At 58.1% G+C, this 18,711-nt stretch carries 15 protein-coding genes; 7 read left to right on the top strand and 8 right to left on the bottom strand.

Annotated elements, in window-relative coordinates; genetic code table 11:
* Positions 1-58 precede the first annotated feature (58 nt).
* Complete coding sequence (locus H7C18_RS11500) at positions 59-904, top strand: NAD-dependent epimerase/dehydratase family protein (protein ID WP_185129195.1); 846 nt, start codon at positions 59-61, stop codon at positions 902-904.
* A 66-nt stretch (positions 905-970) separates the two neighbouring features.
* On the opposite strand, the gene H7C18_RS11505 is transcribed toward H7C18_RS11500, so the two are convergent.
* The gene (locus tag H7C18_RS11505; RefSeq protein WP_185129196.1) at positions 971-2,095 is read right to left on the bottom strand and encodes an NADH-dependent flavin oxidoreductase; all 1,125 of its coding nucleotides are present in this window, start codon (positions 2,093-2,095) and stop codon (positions 971-973) included.
* Positions 2,096-2,219: 124 nt separating this feature from the next.
* Between H7C18_RS11505 and H7C18_RS11510 the strand changes: the two genes are divergently transcribed.
* Positions 2,220-2,699: a MerR family transcriptional regulator gene (locus H7C18_RS11510; protein WP_185129265.1), complete on the top strand. Its 480-nt coding sequence runs from the start codon at positions 2,220-2,222 to the stop codon at positions 2,697-2,699.
* Positions 2,700-2,782: 83 nt separating this feature from the next.
* Here H7C18_RS11510 and H7C18_RS11515 read toward each other — a convergent pair whose 3' ends face one another.
* Positions 2,783-3,181 carry a metalloregulator ArsR/SmtB family transcription factor gene (locus H7C18_RS11515; RefSeq protein ID WP_202887020.1) on the bottom strand — a complete coding sequence of 133 codons (399 nt, stop codon included), beginning with the start codon at positions 3,179-3,181 and terminating at the stop codon, positions 2,783-2,785.
* Positions 3,178-3,642, bottom strand: a complete 465-nt coding sequence (locus H7C18_RS11520; RefSeq protein ID WP_185129198.1) for an SRPBCC domain-containing protein — start codon at positions 3,640-3,642, stop codon at positions 3,178-3,180. Before H7C18_RS11520 ends, H7C18_RS11515 begins: the two co-directional genes overlap by 4 nt.
* Before the next feature lie 262 nt (positions 3,643-3,904).
* Between H7C18_RS11520 and H7C18_RS11525 the strand changes: the two genes are divergently transcribed.
* The gene (locus tag H7C18_RS11525; RefSeq protein WP_185129266.1) at positions 3,905-4,294 is read left to right on the top strand and encodes a DoxX family protein; all 390 of its coding nucleotides are present in this window, start codon (positions 3,905-3,907) and stop codon (positions 4,292-4,294) included.
* 59 nt (positions 4,295-4,353) lie between these two features.
* Here the strand turns inward: H7C18_RS11525 and H7C18_RS11530 are convergent, their stop codons facing one another.
* Positions 4,354-4,968 (bottom strand): TetR family transcriptional regulator, encoded by a 615-nt coding sequence (locus H7C18_RS11530; RefSeq protein WP_185129199.1) that lies wholly within the window; start codon positions 4,966-4,968, stop codon positions 4,354-4,356.
* Between the two features lie 119 nt (positions 4,969-5,087).
* On the opposite strand from H7C18_RS11530, the gene H7C18_RS11535 reads away from it, so the two are divergent.
* Positions 5,088-5,642 carry a cysteine hydrolase family protein gene (locus H7C18_RS11535; RefSeq protein ID WP_185129200.1) on the top strand — a complete coding sequence of 185 codons (555 nt, stop codon included), beginning with the start codon at positions 5,088-5,090 and terminating at the stop codon, positions 5,640-5,642.
* 311 nt (positions 5,643-5,953) lie between these two features.
* Positions 5,954-8,380, top strand: coding sequence for an RNA polymerase recycling motor HelD (gene helD / locus H7C18_RS11540; RefSeq protein WP_202887024.1), 2,427 nt, complete (start codon positions 5,954-5,956; stop codon positions 8,378-8,380).
* A 4-nt stretch (positions 8,381-8,384) separates the two neighbouring features.
* Here the strand turns inward: helD and H7C18_RS11545 are convergent, their stop codons facing one another.
* From H7C18_RS11545 to H7C18_RS11555, 3 genes are all read right to left on the bottom strand, one after another.
* Positions 8,385-9,128 carry an SDR family oxidoreductase gene (locus H7C18_RS11545; RefSeq protein ID WP_185129201.1) on the bottom strand — a complete coding sequence of 248 codons (744 nt, stop codon included), beginning with the start codon at positions 9,126-9,128 and terminating at the stop codon, positions 8,385-8,387.
* Between the two features lie 244 nt (positions 9,129-9,372).
* Positions 9,373-9,990, bottom strand: a complete 618-nt coding sequence (locus H7C18_RS11550; RefSeq protein ID WP_337913345.1) for a TetR/AcrR family transcriptional regulator — start codon at positions 9,988-9,990, stop codon at positions 9,373-9,375.
* A 175-nt stretch (positions 9,991-10,165) separates the two neighbouring features.
* Positions 10,166-15,901: a DUF7507 domain-containing protein gene (locus tag H7C18_RS11555; RefSeq protein ID WP_475571994.1), complete on the bottom strand. Its 5,736-nt coding sequence runs from the start codon at positions 15,899-15,901 to the stop codon at positions 10,166-10,168.
* Positions 15,902-16,137: 236 nt separating this feature from the next.
* Here H7C18_RS11555 and H7C18_RS11560 point away from each other — a divergent pair, with 236 nt between their 5' ends.
* Entirely contained in the window at positions 16,138-17,310 is a 1,173-nt protein-coding gene (locus H7C18_RS11560) for an FAD-dependent oxidoreductase (RefSeq protein ID WP_185129203.1), read from the top strand.
* 51 nt (positions 17,311-17,361) lie between these two features.
* A complete protein-coding gene (locus H7C18_RS11565; protein ID WP_185129204.1) occupies positions 17,362-18,045 on the top strand; it encodes a TetR/AcrR family transcriptional regulator in 684 nt (227 codons plus the stop codon).
* Positions 18,046-18,167: 122 nt separating this feature from the next.
* Here H7C18_RS11565 and H7C18_RS11570 read toward each other — a convergent pair whose 3' ends face one another.
* Positions 18,168-18,704 carry a dihydrofolate reductase family protein gene (locus H7C18_RS11570; protein ID WP_185129205.1) on the bottom strand — a complete coding sequence of 179 codons (537 nt, stop codon included), beginning with the start codon at positions 18,702-18,704 and terminating at the stop codon, positions 18,168-18,170.
* Positions 18,705-18,711 lie beyond the last annotated feature (7 nt).

The raw sequence follows: 18,711 nt of genomic DNA on the forward strand, positions 1-18,711 counted from the left end.
TGCACCTTCTATTATACTGCCGGTATAGCATCTATAAAAACGCAGGAGGAATTGGGAAATGAACGTTTTTGTAACGGGAGCTACGGGGAAAGTCGGAAGCCGTCTGGTTCCGCGTCTGCTGCGGCGCGGTCATCAAGTTAAACTTTTGGTTAGGGACGCCGCAAAGGCGGAGGGGCTTCGACGGCAAGGGGCCGAAATTTTGGAAGGCGATCTTTTGCAGCCGGATCCTTATGTTGACGCTCTTCGGGGCACGGATGTTGTGGTTCACTTGGCTGCGCAGTTCCGCGGCGTAGACGAGAACACCACCAGAATAGCAAACTTCGATGGAAGCGTCGCTTTGGCTCAAGCGGCGTTGAAGGCGGAGGTGCCGCGGTTTGTATTTTCAAGCACCAACAACGTATACGGATCCGGCGGTCAGCCAAGACCCAAGCGTGAAGATGACGAGCTTAGAGCCGCGTTTCCTTATCCTCAAAGCAAAGCCGAAGCCGAAGAGGCGCTGCTGCGGCTTCATCGCGAACAGGGATTGGGAGTGCGCATCGTCCGGCTTCCGTTTGTATATGGCGAGAACGATCCCCACATCGCGGAAAGTCTGCCCTTTTTCCGCAATTGGAATCCGGCCAAACGGATCCATATGGCCCATCATGCGGATGTCGGTCAGGCCCTGATGTTGGCGGCTTCCACGCCGGGAATAGACGGCCGAATCTACAATGTGGCCGACGATGCGCCGATCTCCGTGGCGGAGCTGCTTCAGCTTCATAACAGCGAGAATTCGCCGGAGGCGCTGCATCAGGACTTTGATCCTTGGGATCAGGTCGTCGATACTATGCGGATAAGAGGCGAATTGAATTACCGGCCGATTTACCCGTCGTTCTATTCGGCAAGAGATGCGGGAGCTTGTATCTGAGTTTGATCCTTCAATCGAACCGTCCGCCGGGGAGGTCCGGCGGACGGTTCGGCAATCGCAAGCGCGTTATGGATTGGCGATGGGGAACCATCCCGGAGTTTGGATGATTCTCTGCCATAACGGATCTGCAATTCCCAATCTTTCTTGATCGTTTAAAGTAAGCTCGGTGCGGATTTCGTTTTCCTTTCCCCTCATTAGTTTCTCGACCCAATCCGGATCCATAATCAGCTCTCGTCCAAGCGCGATCAAGGGGACCCCCGATCGCAGCGCTTCAAGCGCCTCGTCAGGGGTGCGAATCGCGCCTACGCCGATCACCGGAACTCTTGACCCGACGAGTTCATGAATGATTTCCATTCGGGAGCGAGGGTCCGTTACGCCGCGTCTGGGCTTGGACCAAAAGTCCATTAAAGAGACGTGCAAGTAATCCAAGCTTTTGTTGGCGAGGGCATCCGCCAATTGCAGCGTATCGGCCATGGTGATGCCGGGCGTCATTTCTTCTTCCGGCGAGAACCGGTATCCCACAAGAAACGGCCGTTCGGCATGCTCCGCCACCGCTTTTTGCACTTCATCCACAACCGCGAGCGGAAACGCCATCCGATTCTCCAGGCTTCCTCCCCAACGATCGTCGCGCCGGTTGGTGTACGGGGAGAAAAATTGTTGAATCAGAAACCGATTGGCCCCGTGAATCTCTACCCCGTCGAAGCCGGCCTCGACGGCCCTGCGGGCGCCGGCGCCGAACGCACGAATGATCTCCTCGATTTCCCGCTCTTCGAGCGCCCGGGGAATCACGCCCGATCCTTCTTTGGCAACCGCGCTCGCGCTGACGATCTCGCCGCTCGTCACCGCCTCGGGCGAGCTTTCGCGGCCGCCGTGGAAAATTTGCAGGACGGCTTTGGCCCCGCGTTTCTTCATGGCTGCCGCCAGCCGCTGCAGGCTTGGAATCTTGTCGTCGCGATCCGCCGCCAGTTCCCCGCCGAATACCTTGCCGCCGGGGGCGACGAATGCGCTCCCGGTGACGGCCATTCCAACGCCGCTTGAGCGGCTTTCGTAATACGCGAGGAGTTCATCGGATACCGTACCGTCCTGCCGAGAGTAAGAGATCGTCATGGGCGCAAGCACGATGCGATTGTTCGTTTCGACCCCGTTCTTGAATCGAAACGACTCCATTAAAGGTTGATATTTGGGGTTCATGGCTGTCCGCTCCTTCCTATATTCCGGGTCTTTCTCCCCGGTACGGCCCATTGTAAAAGTTGGAGTCGAATCCAAGTCAAGCGAGGAGAATCAATTTGACTTGGAGTCGGCTCCAAGATGTATAATGCTCAAAACGACAGTTCGGGAGGGAACGTTAGTGGCAGAATCAGCGTTTACGATCAAGCAAACCGCCAAGCTAACCGGAATTTCCGAGGATACGATCCGTTACTACGAAAAGATCATGCTGCTGCCTCGGGCGGAGAGGAAGGACAATGGGCATCGCGTCTATCGGAAAGACGACATCTATACCCTGAAGCTCATATCTTGCCTCAAAAAGACGGGGATTTCGCTTGAGGCCATGCGGCCTTTTCTGGCGGTCTCGGCCGATAGCCATCCCGCGGAAAATCCCGACCTGGTGGATCAATTAAGAGATCAGCGCGAGGCGATTGTGAATCAAATCTCTTCGCTCCGGCAGCTTGTGGATTTTATTGACAAAAAGTTGGAGGAGGGGAGAGGCGGCGGGGGTTGCTCGGAGCCAAGCCCGGGCGACGCAAAACCCATTTCCGTCGTAGAGATGAGCTACTTTCCCGCGTCGGCCGGATAAGCATGGAGCTTCCACGTCAAAGAGCACGAAAAAGGCAGCCTGCCGGACGGCAGCTGCCCTGAAGACATCCCCTATAGGATCCCCTACGAACGGTCCGTTTCCGGCTGTTCGTTTTCTTTCTGCCGCCCGGGCGACTCCAGACCCGCTTGGTGTGCCTGCTCGGCAATGCGTTTGATCGCCGCGAGCCGTCCATCCCATTGGGCGGCCAGGCGATCCATCCATCGGGCCGTCTCGGTCAATCGCCGCGGAACGACGATGAAACGCCGCTCCCGTCCGATCCGGTACCCCTTCACCAGGCCGGCGGCTTCCAGTATCGCGAGATGCTGGACGACGGCCTGTCGCGATACGGACATCTCGGCGGTAAGCGTCGTCGCCGTCGCCTCGCCGCTGCCTGCCAACCGGTCGAGGATTTGTCGGCGAGTGGGATCCGCCAGGGCCCCCAGAACGTCTTCGACCGGCGGCCCCTCGATGTTGCCGCTCACTTCAAAGCGAACTCCTCGGTGCGCTTGCGAATCTCCTCCAGGTAGATAGGCCATCCTTGAGAGTGAGCCTCGGGGCCGGCACAAGCCTCCTGTTCGGCGGGAATGACCAGGTTCGCGAATCCGCTCTCCGTCACTTGCAGCAAGGTTGCGTCTCCGTCGGCGGTGAGGCGGAATTCGACCAGAGTGGAGTTTTCCTCGGTCGGTTCGGAGCCCGGGTAGGCCATGGCCCATCGATAGGAAAAGACGTGCGGCGGATCAAGGGTCACGATGCGGGCTATCGTCGTGGCGTTCATGGCCTCTTGATCCAGCACGAGCCGTCCGCCGGGGCGCAAATCGAGTTCCCTTAATCTCGCGCCGTGAGTAAACCACTCCTCCATGTGCCTGCGTTCGGTAACGACGGCCCATACCTGCTCTACCGGCGCGGCGATTCGAATGTCCTTCTCGATGCGGTCCGCTGTCATTTGCGTCACTCCTTCTTTAATTTTTTACGTGCAACCATTCGCTTGCACATCAAAGATAACACATTCGAAGGGGATGTGCAATCATTTACTTGCGCGTCACAAAATAAATCCGTTTAATCGGTTGGCTCCAAAAATTGATTATCCATCCTGTCGATTCATTCCTTTCCCGTTCGTTGTAGAGATGTAGGGGTCGAAAAAGATCCGTAGATCCAAACGAAGGAGGATATTTTTCATGACAATCAAAAATCGGCAAGCAAGTGGAATGGGCGGCGGCATTTCGCGAGGGCGGCTTTGGACGGCGCGGTTTATGAGCGGGATTGTCGTTCTCTTTATGCTTGTGGACGGAATAGGCAAAATGATCAAGCCCGCTCAAGTTGTCAAATCCACGATCGAGCTCGGATTCGCGGAGAGACTAGTGACGACTATCGGGATACTGGGCTTGATTTCGACACTGTTTTATGCGGTACCTCGAACGAGATTCCTCGGCGCATTGCTTTTGACAGGATATTATGGCGGCGCAGTTGCCGTCCAGCTAAGATTGGATAATCCATTGTTCAGCAATGTTCTCTTCCCGGTGTACACAGCGATTTTGGTTTGGGGCGCTCTCTGGCTGCGGGATGAAAGAGTGCGCAAACTTTTTTGGAGATCGTAAGATCGGAAATGACGGACGGCAGTCCGGAGCTTTGTTGTTACGTCCGGATTGCCGCTGTTTCAATTTCCTGCCGTCGGGAAAAGAGCGGAGCATAACCGTTCCAGGAACTGCTCGGACGAATAGGCGCGGACTTCTTTTTGGAACACGTAGAATTCGCTTTTCAGAGCCATGAGCAGCATGTCGGCCTTGAATACGTTCTCCGGCTCGGACGGCTCGCTGGCCGACATCTCCCCGAACAGCCGGGCGAAGGTCTCCTGCAGCTCCACCAGCATCGGGTTGGGCGACCGGTTCTTGGGCCTGCTCGGCGATGCTCCTTCCTCGACGCCGGCCAGCAATTGAAGCTTTTTCTCGCGAAAACGGATAAATAAGCGGAGAATTCCCTTTAGTCGGCGACCGGGCGGATCGTCCCGATGCTGCTCCAGATACGCATCCATGTCCTCGAACAGGAGATCCAGGTTGTCTCTGATCAGATCCAGGCACAACTCGCTCTTGTTGCGGTAACGGCGATAGAGGGTTCCCGCTCCGATCTGCGCCTCGATCGCAATCTGATTCATGCTGACGGGCTCCACGCCGTTCTCTTCGAAAAGCCTCAAAGCCGCATCAAGGATTCGCTGGCGATTCTCCGCGGCGTCGCGGCGTTCCGTCCGGGCATTGTTCTTCTCTTTATTTCTCACGATAATCCGTCCCCCGTATTCAACTGAACACTTTCGTTGACAAGTGGAGAGTTCTCCGTTTATTATCAAGTGGAGAGTTCTCCGCTTATTATAATTCAAGCTTGAAGGAGTGTAAACGAATGAGCAAACCCGCCCTGTTGGTCATGGACATTCAGAATGGCATCGTATCGCGTTTCCCGAGTCAGGACTTGATCGGCGCCGTTCAGAGATCGGTGGAAGCCGCGCGTCGGCACGACATTCCGGTGATCTTCGTACGCGTAGGCTTCAGCGAAGGATATCCCGAGATCAGCCCGAATAACAAGTCGTTCTCCGCTATTGCTCAGATGGGCGGCATGACCGTACTGGATGCAGCAACGCAAATTCACGAGTCCGTTCAGCCGAAGAACGGGGAGCCGGTCGTCACGAAATATCGGGTCAGCGCATTCGCGGGGAGCAACCTGGAGGTCATTCTTCGCGCCAAGCACATCGATACGCTGGTTCTGACCGGCATTGCCACGAGCGGAGTCGTCCTCTCGACGCTGCGGGAAGCGGCCGACAAGGACTTCGCGCTGCAGGTGCTCTCCGACGCGTGCGGCGACGCCGATCCCGAGGTTCATCGCGTGCTTATGGAGAAGGTATTCCCCCGGCAAGCGGATGTCTTGACGGCCGAGGACTGGGTGAAAAGCTTGGGCTAACGTTCGGAGCTCGGAAAGAAATCGACCGTCTATACGGATTAACCTTCAAAGGCGCCCGATCGGGCGCCTTTTGGCTTTTTTCGATCATGCGCAGGGACAAAATAAAAACCCGGCGGATTCGCCGGGTTTCTTTAAATACCCAATTGCGTGCAACGAGGGGCTGTGGTATGATGAAAAAACCATTGCCCATTGTTTTAAATAAAGTCACAAATATCTCATCTTATCTACAATTTAATCTTACCACATGGCGCGGCCGATTGTCAAACGTTCTTTTTTCATCGGATGAGATCGAGAGGAGCGTGTTCGGGAGCATGATCGACGAGAAGGATTGGAAGCAAGAACAGGAACGGCTGGAGCTGGTTACGGAAAAGCTGCGGGAGAGAATTGCCGAACTGGAGCCGGAAGTGGACGGGCTGAACAGCCAAGCGGCGGACATTCGCAAGCGGTTCTGGGAAGAAGTCACGGTCAACACGAGCACCCAGGAGGATTTCGAGGAGACCTTCTACAGCATTCGGCAGCAGGAGGCCTTATTATCGGAACGGGAGCGGAGCCACCGGCTTCGGCTACAGCAGTGGAAAGGCTTGAACCGGCTGCTGCCGTCTCCGTATTTCGGGCGGATCGATTTTGAGGAGGACGGCCTGGGCTTCGAAGAGCGGATCTACGTCGGCGTCTCCTCCTTCGTCGATAAAGACGGCCTGAATTTTCTGGTCTACGACTGGCGTACTCCGGTCGCAAGCATGTATTACGACTATTCTCCGGGAACGGCCGCCTATGACACGCCGGGAGGGCGGGTTACCGGGACGATGAAGCTGAAGCGGCAGTACCAGATTCGCGACGGCCGGCTTCAGAACGTGTTCGATACAAGCGTAACGATCGGCGACGAGCTGCTGCAGCAGGTGCTCGGCAAAGGCGCGGACGCCCAGATGAAGAGCATCGTGGCGACCATCCAGAAGGAGCAGAACGCGATTATCCGCGACGACAAGAGCCGGATGCTCATCGTACAGGGAGCGGCCGGCAGCGGGAAGACGTCGGCGGCGCTGCAGCGGGTGGCGTACTTGCTGTACAAACATCGCGAGCGGCTCAAGGCGGACCAGATCGTTCTTTTCTCGCCGAATCCGATGTTCAACAGCTACGTCTCCACCGTCCTTCCCGAGCTCGGCGAGGAGAATATGCAGCAGACGACCTTCCAGGAATATCTGGAGCATGGGCTCGGAACGGCGCTTCGATTGGAGGATCCGTTCGATCAGATCGAATACGTGCTGACGGAATCCTCGGCGTCAGGGTATGAAGCTCGGTTGAGCGGGATCGAATATAAGGCGTCCGCGGCGTTCCTTCAAGCTCTCCAGGATTATTCGGAGTGGCTGGGGAATGAGGGAATGCTTTTCCGAAGCATCGTGTTCCAGGACCGCGAGTTGATTGCGGCCGACCGGATGGCGGCGAAGTTCTACGGCTTCGATCCGTCCGTCCGCTTGTCCAGCCGCGTTGCCCTGCTGCAGGAATGGCTGCTGGGAGAGTTGGCCGCTCTGGAGCGCAAGGAGCGGGAAGCGCCCTGGGTGCAGGAGGAGATTCAATATCTCGACAAGGAGCAGTACGCCGCGGCGTATCGGGAGCTGCACAAGGAGAGGGGCGTCTTCGACTTCGCCGAGCAGTATGAAGAAATTCAAGAAAGACTGAGCAACAAGCTCCGGCGGGACGAAGCGGACTTCGACTATGGCGAGCGGGAGGAAGAGCTGCTGCGCCGCATGCTGGTGAAGGAGCGTTTCCAGCCGCTGAGGCGAAGCGTGAAGCGGATGTCGTTCCTCGACAGGGAGGGGCTGTACGCCCAGCTGTTCGGAGACCGGGACGCCTTCCGGCAAATGGCGAACGGGGCCGATGCGCCCGCGTTTTGGCCGGAAATCTGCGAGATGACCAAGGAGAAGCTCGGCCGAAGCGAACTGTTCTACGAGGACGCGACGCCGTACCTGTTCTTGAAAGAACTCGTCGAGGGCGTTCGGTCGAGCACGGAGGTGCGGCATGTATTCATCGACGAGGGCCAGGACTATTCGATGTTCCAATACGAATTTCTCAAGAAGCTGTTCCCCCGGGCCCGAATGACGGTTCTCGGCGATTTCGGTCAGGCCATCTTCACCCAGGCCACGGAGCTTCATGGGGCGGATTCGCCGCTCATCCGGCTTTACGGCGAGTCGAAGACGAGCCTGTTCCGCCTCGTTCGCAGCTATCGGTCCACCCGAGAGATCGTGGCGTTCACGAGGTCTCTGCTGCCGGGAGGCAAGGAGATCGTGCCCTTCGAACGAAGCGGGAGGAAGCCGCTTCTCATCGGGGCGGACAGGGGCGAGCGGCGGGCGGCGCGGATCGCGGAGGATCTCGCGGCGCTTCAGGCGGAAGGCTTCGACTCCGTCGCCGTCATCACGAAGACGGCGGCCGAGAGCCGCGACGCTTACGATCTCTTGACCGCCCAAGGATGTCCGTCGCTGCGGCTGATTACCAAAAAGACGCCCACCTTCGAGAAGGGAACGATGGTCGTTCCCGCTTATCTCGCGAAGGGCGTCGAATTCGATGCCGTCCTGATCTATGATGCTTCGTCGCAGACGTATCGCCGGGAGAGCGAACGCAAGCTTTTCTATACGGCATGCACGCGGGCGATGCACCGGCTTCTGCTCTATGCCTCGGGGGAATGGACGCCGTTCCTTCAAGGTTTGGATCCGTCTTTGTTTGAGGTGGAGCCGCATAACGCTTAAAGGCTTAGATAAAGCCGCCGTTGACCCGAATCGTCTGGCCGGTGACCCATTGGGATTCCGCACCGGCCAGGAACAGAACCACGTTGGAGATGTCTTCCGGCTCGGCCAGACGCCCGAACGCGTTCATGCCGCCCACGTTCTTGATTTGCTCCGGCGTTTTGCCGGCCGTGAACAGCTCCGTGTTCACCGGGCCGGGGGCAACCGCGTTGATCGTGATGCCTTTCGGCCCGAGTTCCTTGGCCAATTGCCGCGTGATCTGCTCCACGGCTCCTTTGGTTGCCGTATACGCGCTGTAAGTCGGGAACATCTGGCCGACTACGGACGTGGAGAAGTTGATGATGCGTCCGCCGTCGCCCATGTGCGGAACCGCCTGCTGGATCGCGAAAAAGGTGCCCTTGACGTTCACCGCGTACTGCCTGTCGAAATCCTCTTCCGTAAGATCCGCGAGCGGCTTCGTAATCATGATGCCCGCGTTGTTGACCAGAATATCCACTCGGCCGTAAGCGTCCACCGTCTGCCGGAACAGCTTCTCCAATTCGGCAACCTTGCTGATATCCGCTTGAACCGCGAGCGCGTCGCCGCCCTTCTCCTTGATGCCCTTCACAACCTCTTCCGCTTTCTCCGGACTGCTCGTGTAGTTCACGACTACCTTCGCGCCCTGGTTCGCCAGCAATTCGGCGATTTCCCGGCCCATCCCCCTCGAAGCTCCCGTTACCACCGCGATTTTCCCGTTTAATTTTGCCGTCATGACGATCTCCTCCTGAAAATTGATCTCATTTTGCCCGTTTCTTCGGGACTTAAGCATGCCAAGCGTTAGGCTTGAGCGGCTGAATCTCTTAGATGACTTGATTATACGATGATCAATTATCATTTATCAAGTAACAAAATATCAATATTGTCATTTAAATTTTGATTCCCCGTTCCGCAATGACTAAAAAGCCCTTTCGATCCGAGGATCGGAAGGGCTTCAAGTAGGACTGAAGGATCCGCGATTAAGCGGAAATACCGCTCAGCAGCAGTCTCCACACGGAATCGAAATCCGCGTCCGCCCGTTCGGCCGTCCATTCGGGGGAATGCGCGGGATGGTGGAAACGCGAGGTGGCCAGGAAAATCGCCCTGGCCGTCTCCGAGGGAGGAGCGGTCTTGAATTCTCCCGAGCGGATGCCTCCTTCGAGAATGCTCTCAATCTGGCCGATTAGAGCGTCCACATGCGAATCGATGATCTCGGCGGCATCCGCCGTGACGTCCGTATACATAGCGAACATCTCGGGATCGTCGCTTGCGTAGCTTCGCTTGCTGCCGATCAGCTTCTCCAGCCATAAGCGCAGCCGCGCGGCGAAGCTTCCGTCCGTGCCGTCCGCGATCTCCGCCAACGGTTCGGCAATGCTTCGAGCGAGCCAGCGCTCCGTGACGGCTTCGCGAAGCGAGGCCTTGCTGGGAAAATGCCGGTACAGCGTACCGTGGCTCACTTGCAGCGCCCGCGCAACGTCCATCACGGACGTTTTGTCCGGTCCGAAGCGCCGGAGCACTTGTTCGGCGGCGTCCATGATTTGTTCTTTGCTTAAAGGCAGCTCGTTCATCTCGCCGATCCCTTCTCCGTTTTTCCCCACTATATCAGACTCATATGTAAATGACAACATCGCATATCTGTCACTTGATAAACGAATAACCGCCAACTTCCCCGTGCTCGGCTTGTCCAAGGCTCGGTCTCGGCGGCTTGTCCCGACGATGTAGAGGACATGAGAATCGCCCGTCCTCCAATCGGAGAGACGGGCGATTTCGGCATTACTCTTCTTCTTCGGCGATGATCTTGACCGAGGCGCTTGCTTCGCGAGTCGGCCCGTTATCGGATGCGAGGGTGACCGAATTAACGATGACGGTATCTTCCTCCACGTCCGGCAGCACGAACCGAATGCGAAGCGTCTCGCATGCTCCGACCTCGAAGCGCTCGATTCGCAGCTGCAGGCCGAGCAGCGGGTCTGTCAGCCGCAGATTCAATAGCGGAACGTTGCCCGTATTGCAGGCCCGGATGGTGAAAATGACCGTCTCTCCCGGCCTCCCGACCGCAGGGTTGACTGTTTTGGCCAAAGACGCGTTCGGATGCGACTGAACCTGAATGACGACTTCTTCTTGCTGCAGAGGCGTCTGGTCGGAGACGATCGATACGATGTTCCGGATCTGCGTTCCGCCTACCGCGTCGGGCGGTATCGTGAGCTGCAGCGTGAATACGCGGCTCTCTCCGGGAGAGAGCGACGGAATGCGCGTACGGAAGCCGAGCAGCTGGTCGAAGACACGCACGTCGGTCAGGGCGTTGCCCGTGACGTTCGTAACCGTGATCGTCTTGGTTACCGTCTCTCCGGGAGCCGGCGGTTCCGGCGGGGCTTCGACCGTCAGATCCGGCAATTCGGCGGGATCGGCCACGATTACCCTTTCCTCGTCTTGTACCGGCAACGAGCCGGGAGGTTGCTCCTCCCAAGCGACGGTGACGCGGTTCGCGAGGATTTTCCCTGCCGCCGTGCCTGCCGGCACCGTGAACGCAAAGCTTGCCCTTGCCGTTTGCCCGGGCGCGATCACCGGAATCGTGAATGTCTCGCCGGTCAACGAGTCGCGTACGACGACGTTGGTAGCCGGAATCCCGCCGGTGTTCGTGACTTCGACGGTGTAATGGATCGTTTCGCCCGGCTGGGCGGCCGTCCGGTCGGAGAGCTTCCGAACCGTCAGCGTCGTCTCCGGTCCAGGCGTCACGGTCACTTCGTCGACCGTCTCCGCGGGCGGCGATTGATCCGAGCCGGCGATGAACGCATTGCGGATGACGCTTCCGATCGCCGCGTCTGCGGGAACCATGAACGTCACCGTTCGGGTAATCGTTTCATTCGCCTGCAGGATAGGGATCGTCTCGGTCAACCCGAGCCGTTCGTCGGTCAGCACCACATTCGTTTGCGGAACGCTTCGCAGATTCGTAACGGTCAGCGTATAGGTGACCGTGTCGCCCGGCGCGGCCGTATTGCGGTCTGGAAGCTTCCGGACCAGAAGAGCCGGTTCCAGAGGTTCTTGCACGGTCACTTCGTTAACCGTCTCCGCGGGCGGAGATTGATCCGAGCTGGCGATGAACGTATTGCGGACGACGCTGCCGGGAACCGCATCCGCGGGAACGACGAACGTTACCGTAAGGGTAACCGTGGCGTTCGCCGGCAGAAGCGCGATCGTCTCGCTGAGCCCCAGCAGCGCATCGGTCAGCACGACGTTCGTCTGATTGACGCCGAGCAGATTCGTTACGGTCAGCGTATAGGCGATCGTGTCGCCCGGCGCGGCCGTATTGCGGTCGGGAAGCTTCCGGACCAGAAGCGTCGGCTCCGGGGGATTCTGCACGATCACTTCGTTCGCCGTCTCCGTCGGCGGCGACTGATCCGAGCTGGCGATGAACGTATTGCGAATGACGCTGCCGGGCACCGCGTCCGCGGGGACGGTGAACGTCACCGTCCGGGTAATCGTGGCGTTCGCCGGCAGGAGAGGGATCGTCTCGCTAAGCCCGAGCAGTTCATCGGTCAACACGACGTTCGTCTGATCGATGCCGAGCAGATTCGTGACGGTCAGCGTGAAGGTGACCGTATCTCCCGGCGCGGCCGCATTCCGGTCGGCAGCCTTCTGGACCAGAAGCTCGGGCCCCGGGGGCTCCGTCACGTTCACCTCGCTGATCGTCTCTGTCGGCGGCGACTGATCCGAGCTGACGATGAACGCATTGCGGATGACGCTACCGGCCGCCGCGTCCGGCGGAACCGTGAACGTCGCCGTTCGGGTAATCGTCTCATTGGCTTGCAGGAGGGGGATCGTCTCGTTCAACCCAAGCAGCTCATCGGTCAGCACGACGTTCGTCAAAGGGAAATTGCGCAAATTCGTCACGGTCAGCGTATAAGAGATCGTCTCGCCCGGCGCGGCCGCATTGCGGTCGGGAAGCTTCAGGATCAGAAGCGCCGGTCCCGGCGGCTCCGTCACGACCACATCGACTACCGTCTCCTGCTCCGGCGATTGATCCGAACGGACGACGAACGTATTGCGGATGATGGTACCGGACGCCGCGTCGACGGGAATGACAAACGGGAACGTCAAGGTGATCGTCTCGTTCGGGGCGAGGCTGGGGATCGTCTCGTTCACTCCCAGCAGATCGTCGATCAGCACGATGTTCGTCTGAGGAACATCGAGAAGATTCGTTACGGTCAGCGTGTATTCGACCGTCTCTCCCGGCGCGGCCGCCGCAAGGCTCGACTCCTTCAGAATCGACAGTCCGATGCCCGTCGCGAAGACGACCGATTCGGCTTCCTGGGGCCCGGTCTCGGCCGTTTCGACGGTAACGACGTTGACGATGGCGGTGCCGACCGGGACCGGAGGGACGGTGAATTCAAATACATGTTCGCGTACTTCCCCGACCGCCAGATCGGGTACGAATTCGTCGATTCCGAGCACCGGATCGAAGATCCGTATGCCGGTAAGCGGCACGCTGCCGATGTTCTCCAGGATGATGGCGTAACGGATCGTCTGTCCCGGCACGACGCTGGTCGTCTCCGGAATCTTGGCGATCCCCAGACGCGGATCGGCGAGCACCTCCACATCCGTACTGGCGAATACGGGTTCTCCCGTCTGATCGCTGGCAGCTGTCGCCGTATTCGTATAAATCCCGGGCGGCATTTCCAGCGGAACGAAGAACGGCACCGTGAAAACCTCGATTTGTCCGGCGAAAAGAATCGGAATCACGATGTCGAATCCGGTGAGATCGTCTGTCACATGAACGTTGGTGAGTTCCGTATTGCCGGTATTGAAGACCTCGATCGTAAAATGCACCGTTTCGGTCGGAAGCGCGACGTTGCGGTCTGCCGTTTTCCTGATCTCCAATCTGGGAACCGGCAGCACCTCGACCGTCGTTCCGACCTCCTCCGGCCCAGGCAAATTGTCGGCGGTAATCGTTACGGTATTGGCAATCGTTAGCCCCGCCTGAGCGTCCGGAGGAATGACGAACGGCCAATTGATTTCGAATACCCCTCCGGGCGGGATGTTGCCGATAAATTCATCCAGTCCGATGAACGGATCGAAGATGCGGACATTGATCAAGTCGGCGTCGCCGCGATTCTCGAGCGTGATCGTAAAGGTGATCGTGTCCCCCGGAAAGGCGGCGGGCGGATTGGCGGTCTTGGAAGCTACCAATACCGGAGATCCCGTCACGACAATCTCCGCATCGCCCGTTAGCGGCTCTCCGAATTGATCGGAGGTCACGAACACGGTGTTTCTGATCGGTCCGAAAGGTTGATCCGGCGGAACGACGAATTCGAATTTGACGATATGGACGGAAAAGGGCGGAATCTCGGGAATGACTTCGAAAAGGCCGAGCACCGGATCTTCCACCCGCACGTTCGTGAGCGTTGCCGCGCTCGGGTTCTGGATTTCGATCGCGTAGGTCACGATCTCGCCTCGGCCCACTTCGAACCGGTCCGGAAACTTTAGAACCGTTGTCCCCAAGCTCAGGCAGAGCCTCAGAACGAAGGCATCGCTGCTTCCATGCAGAAACGGCTGAAACGCGCCTGGCGTGACCGGGAAATCGGTGGAGAAAGTTTGACCGGTCAAGAAAATACAGCCTGCACGGTCAACGGCGATCGCATGGCCGACATCGCTTGAGCTGCCGCCGATATAAGAGGAGAAGACGAGCTCGTTGCCAAAGATGTTGAATTGCGTAATGAAAGCGTCCCCGCCGCCCTGGAAGAACGACTGAAACGCATCGGGAGTGACGGGGAAATTGAACGATGCGGTGTTTCCCGTCACATAAGCGAAGCCCGAGAGCAGCACGATGCCATTGCCCGCATCCGATTCGCCCCCTCCGAGAAAGGTCGAATAGACCTGATACGAGCCGTCCGAACTTAATTTCGTTACGAAGGCGTCGGAAGACCCTCCGCCGTAAAAGGGCTGGAACGATCCCGGCGTCGTCGGGTAGTCGAAGGAAGTGGTGCTTCCCGTCACGTAAGCCTGGCCCAGGTCGTCGACGGCTATGCCCCGGCCCTCGTCGTCGCCGCTGCCGGTAAGGTAGGTTGAATACGACAGAACGGAACCATTCCCGTTAATTTTCGATACGAAAGCGCCGATGACGCCGTTCAATGTAATTTGAAACGCTCCGGGCGTGGTCGGAAAGTCCGGGGATGTGGTGGAGCCCGTTACGTACGCGCTGCCCGCTCCGTCGACCGCGACGCCGTGCGCCTCGTCAGTCCCATGGCCTCCGAGGAAGGTGGAGTATTCAAGCGCGCTGCCGGCCGGATTTATTTTCGCAACAAAAGCATGCTCATTGGCGATAAACCCTTGCAGGGGGTTAACGACGGGGAAATGGACGGAACTCGTGCCGCCCGCGACATAGGCGCTTCCTGCGCCATCGACGGCGATGGCGAATCCGGTATCCGCCCCCTCTCCGCCAAGAAAGGTGGAGTAGACAAGGGACCCTCCGTCCGGGCTTAATTTGGTTACGAACGCATCTTGAGCTGCGCCGATGATCGTCTGAAACGCTCCCGGCGTCGTCGGAAAATCGGGAGATAGAGTCTGCCCCGTCACATAGGCATGACCGGATGCGTCGACCGCGATGCCGCGTCCCAGATCAAAGCTGCTGCCGCCGATAAAAGTAGAATAGACCAGCGCGTTGCCGCCGGGATTCACCTTGGTGACGAACGCGCTGGAGGACCCGTCCTTGAAAGGCTGGAACGCGCCGGGCGTGATCGGAAAATCAAGGGATAACGTTTGCCCCGTCACATACGCGTTGTCTTGCCCGTCTACCGCGATGCTAAACCCGATATCCGCATCGCTTCCGCCAAGATAAGTGGAATAAAACAGGAACATCGGATCGATGATAAGCGGATGATTCGGATGATATCCGTCGCCGACTTCAAAGCCGTAAACGCAAGCTTCCTCTGAATCGGGCAAGAGGAATCGGCTGTCCACCGTAACCTTCCGGCCGTCGATCGACTGATAGCTGACGGGTCTCTCCTCCGACAGAACGCCGTGCGCCGTGCGGATCAGAAGATTTCCTTCGCTGTCCAGGGACAATCCGTCCGCGCCGCGGTATGCGAACCGGATATCGTCCAGTCTGGCGCCGGGCCGCACAACCAAATCGTACTTGAATGCTCCGTCTTCTTCATGGAAAACCAGGTCGATTCCCGGCCATAGCTCCGGATAGACGATCTCCCGATATGCGGGAAGGCCGGTTTGCCACTTCGCCGGATCGTTGCCGATAAAGAAATGGACTTTTTCCGCGGTTTGGCGGCGCCCCTCGATTCGCACGGCCGCGTTCGCGCCGAGGAATCGCAGGGAGAGAGCCATTCCCTCCCGCCGGTCCGACGAATTCCCGGGAAGAAGAAACAGCGCCTCATCCGGCGAAAAGCCGATCCCGTACCCTGGCTTGCTAGAAAAGTATTGGATTCCTTCGCGAACCTGCCCCTCATTTTTCACGAAAGCCAGCGGAATATTCCGATAGTTCCCGGGTTGCATCGGACGCATGATTTCGTTGGTGACGATAAGGGTTCCCTCCTTTAGAAAACGTTTCAATTTTCGGGCGATGTCTTCAATTCCGAGCAAAACATTCCCATCTATCTTTTATGGTTCGGAATTCTGTAAATTGCTTGTTTATCTTGTAAAAATTTTATATCATAACGAACACTGTTCTTTACGAACAATGTTCGTTATGATATAACATAGAAGCGTAATAACGAAAACATCTCAAGGAGTTGGTTTTCATGACGGGTTCATCCGTTATGCACAAACGCATCGCGATTATCGGCGCCGGCCCGGGAGGGCTGACGCTGGCTTTGATTCTGCAGCGGCGCGGCTTCCGGCCGGTCGTCTACGAGCAGGGGCTTCACGATCCGAACCGCGAACGCGGAGGTTCCTTGGATATCCATGAGGATTCGGGCCAGTTGGCGCTCAAGGAAGCGGGGCTGTATGAGAAGTTCCGCGAGATCGTCCGGTACGAGGGCGAGGATTTCCGGGTGGCGGACAAGACCGGGAAGATCCTTCTGGACGAGGTCGCGGAACCGAATGAGCAAGGGAGCCGGCCGGAGATCGACCGCGGCGACCTGTGCGACTTGCTGCTCGGCGCCCTCGATTCCGGCAGCATCCGGTACGGCCGCAAGCTCGACCGGGCGGTCTCCCTCGATAACGGGATGACCGAGCTTCATTTCGAGAACGGGGAAGTCGATACCGTTCATCTCCTGGTCGGAGCCGACGGGGCCTTCTCGCGCGTGCGTCCTTTGCTCTCGGACGTCAAGGCCGAGTACTCGGGACTGACCATGATCGAGCTGAACGTTCTGAATGCGGCGGAGAATCACCCGGACTTGGCCGCCTGGAACCGGCGCGGCAAAATGTTCGCCCTGGGCGACCGCAAAGGGATTCTCGGCCAGCTGGGCGGCGACGGCCGCCTGAAGGTCTATGCCAGCTTCGAGGTGGAGCGGGACTGGCTGGACACTTGCGGCATCCCGTTCGATCAGCCGGAGGAAGCCAAGCGCCGCCTCCTGGAGCTGTTCGGCGACTGGGACGACGCCATCCGCAATTATATCCGTTACGCAGACGGTCCGATCCTTCCCCGAAGAATCTATAGGCTGCCGATCGGCTTCAGGTGGAATCGCCGTCCCGACGTCACGCTGATCGGGGATGCCGCCCATGTCATGTCTCCCTTTGCGGGCGAGGGCGTGAATCTGGCGATGCAGGACGCGATGAATCTGGCGCTTGCGATCGCTTCGCATCCGAACTTGGCCCAAGCCGTCGAGGCGTACGAAGAAGAGATGTACCGGTATTCTTCCGAAGCGGCGCAGGAGTCGAACGACAGCCAGATCCTGTGTTTTTCCGACGATGCCGCCGTCAAGCTGGCCGGTCTCATGAATGGATTCCAGGAGCGGGACGGCGGGCAATGACTGAGAGCGCGGCGCATTTACTATTGTCTTCCGACATGTTATAAGGAAAGTATGATGAATCCGAACCGCAAGATCGTAAGCCGCCGGGCGCGGCCGGCCAAGGAGCCGCTCAGCCATGAGCTCATCGTCCGGACGGCGTATTCGCTTCTGAAGGAAGAGGGAATGTCCGGCATGACCATGCGCAAGGTGGCCAAAGCGCTGGATACGGGACCTTCTTCGCTGTACGTGTACGTCAAGAATCTTCAGGAATTGAACGCCTATGTGATGGATTATGGCCTGGGGAGTTTGGAATGGCCCGCTCCCTGGGAAGGACCCTGGAAGAGCAGGCTATTCGATGCGCTGGAGTCGTATCTTATGCTGTTGTACGAGCAGCCGGGACTCGCCGAGCTGTCGCTGACCACGCTTCCGATGGGCGACAACTTCCTTCGATTGACCGAATTCATCCTCTCTACTCTGCAAGAGGCCGGCATTCAGTCGAGATCGGCGGCATGGGGAGCCGATCTGTTCCTGTTCTACGTCTCCTCCGTGGCGTTCGAACAAACTTCCCGGGACAAGCACGGAGGCCAGCAGATGCCGGTCGTCAAAGAGACGTTCCTCTCCGCCGATCCGGTCCGTTACCCGCTGATCGCCGGCTTGAAGGGCGAGATGTTCTCCGGAGATATCGAGTCGAAGGAGCGGTTCCGCTGGGGACTCGAGGTCATTTTGCAGGGGTTATTGCAAACGCAAGGCCTATGAAAAGCTGAGGTTCGCCGCGTTCTCGCCGGGAAGGTGTTCCCCCGTCAGGCCGAGGTGCTCACGGTCGATGCGTGGGCGGGCTCGTTACAGTAGAAAATTAGCTTCCCCGGCGTCCGGCCGACTCAACGTTCCAGCGAGTAGCGCAGTTGAACGACGCCGCCGCCGAGGGGCTTGCAATCCAGCAATTGTGCGTTCCGGTAACGGTAGTTCTCCGCGTCGATTAACAGATTCAACCCTTTCCCCTCGAACACAGGCGCTACGTTGAAGATCACCTCGTCCACCAGGTCTTGCTCCAGGAACGAATTGTGAATGTCCGCGCCGCCGCTGATAACCGCGGTTTGATAACCTTTCCCTTGCAAGTAGTCCAAGGCTTCCTGCGGCGATCTTACGATCGTCAAGCCGGGGATGGCCTGGATGCTCCTGGACATCACAACGATGTCCATCCCGGCGAAGGGGCCGTTGTCGCCCGCCTGTTCGTCTTGGGAGACTCTGCTCGGATCTTGCATTCCCTCGAACGTTTTGCGCCCCACGATGAAATTTCCGGCCGCTTTGGCCTGTGCCGCGAAGTCGTTCAGCGCTTCTTTTTTCGGCGGATTCTCGGGACCGGATTGCGCATAGTTGCCGTTGGCGGTCAAGGTGGCCCATAAGACGGTTTTCATTGTTTAT

Origin of the sequence: Cohnella zeiphila (assembly GCF_014212055.1) — a bacterium.
Lineage (GTDB): Bacteria > Bacillota > Bacilli > Paenibacillales > Paenibacillaceae > Cohnella > Cohnella zeiphila.

Excerpts from the sequence above, each read along its gene's own strand:
- H7C18_RS11510 (WP_185129265.1), top strand. The coding sequence starts at position 2,220 with ATGCTCAAAACGACAGTTCGGGAGGGAACGTTAGTGGCAGAATCAGCG.
- H7C18_RS11520 (WP_185129198.1), bottom strand. The coding sequence starts at position 3,642 with ATGACAGCGGACCGCATCGAGAAGGACATTCGAATCGCCGCGCCGGTA.
- H7C18_RS11560 (WP_185129203.1), top strand. The coding sequence starts at position 16,138 with ATGACGGGTTCATCCGTTATGCACAAACGCATCGCGATTATCGGCGCC.
- helD (WP_202887024.1), top strand. The coding sequence starts at position 5,954 with ATGATCGACGAGAAGGATTGGAAGCAAGAACAGGAACGGCTGGAGCTG.
- H7C18_RS11535 (WP_185129200.1), top strand. The coding sequence starts at position 5,088 with ATGAGCAAACCCGCCCTGTTGGTCATGGACATTCAGAATGGCATCGTA.
- H7C18_RS11500 (WP_185129195.1), top strand. The coding sequence starts at position 59 with ATGAACGTTTTTGTAACGGGAGCTACGGGGAAAGTCGGAAGCCGTCTG.
- H7C18_RS11555 (WP_475571994.1), bottom strand. The coding sequence starts at position 15,901 with ATGCGTCCGATGCAACCCGGGAACTATCGGAATATTCCGCTGGCTTTC.
- H7C18_RS11525 (WP_185129266.1), top strand. The coding sequence starts at position 3,905 with ATGGGCGGCGGCATTTCGCGAGGGCGGCTTTGGACGGCGCGGTTTATG.
- H7C18_RS11570 (WP_185129205.1), bottom strand. The coding sequence starts at position 18,704 with ATGAAAACCGTCTTATGGGCCACCTTGACCGCCAACGGCAACTATGCG.
- H7C18_RS11545 (WP_185129201.1), bottom strand. The coding sequence starts at position 9,128 with ATGACGGCAAAATTAAACGGGAAAATCGCGGTGGTAACGGGAGCTTCG.
- H7C18_RS11565 (WP_185129204.1), top strand. The coding sequence starts at position 17,362 with ATGATGAATCCGAACCGCAAGATCGTAAGCCGCCGGGCGCGGCCGGCC.
- H7C18_RS11505 (WP_185129196.1), bottom strand. The coding sequence starts at position 2,095 with ATGAACCCCAAATATCAACCTTTAATGGAGTCGTTTCGATTCAAGAAC.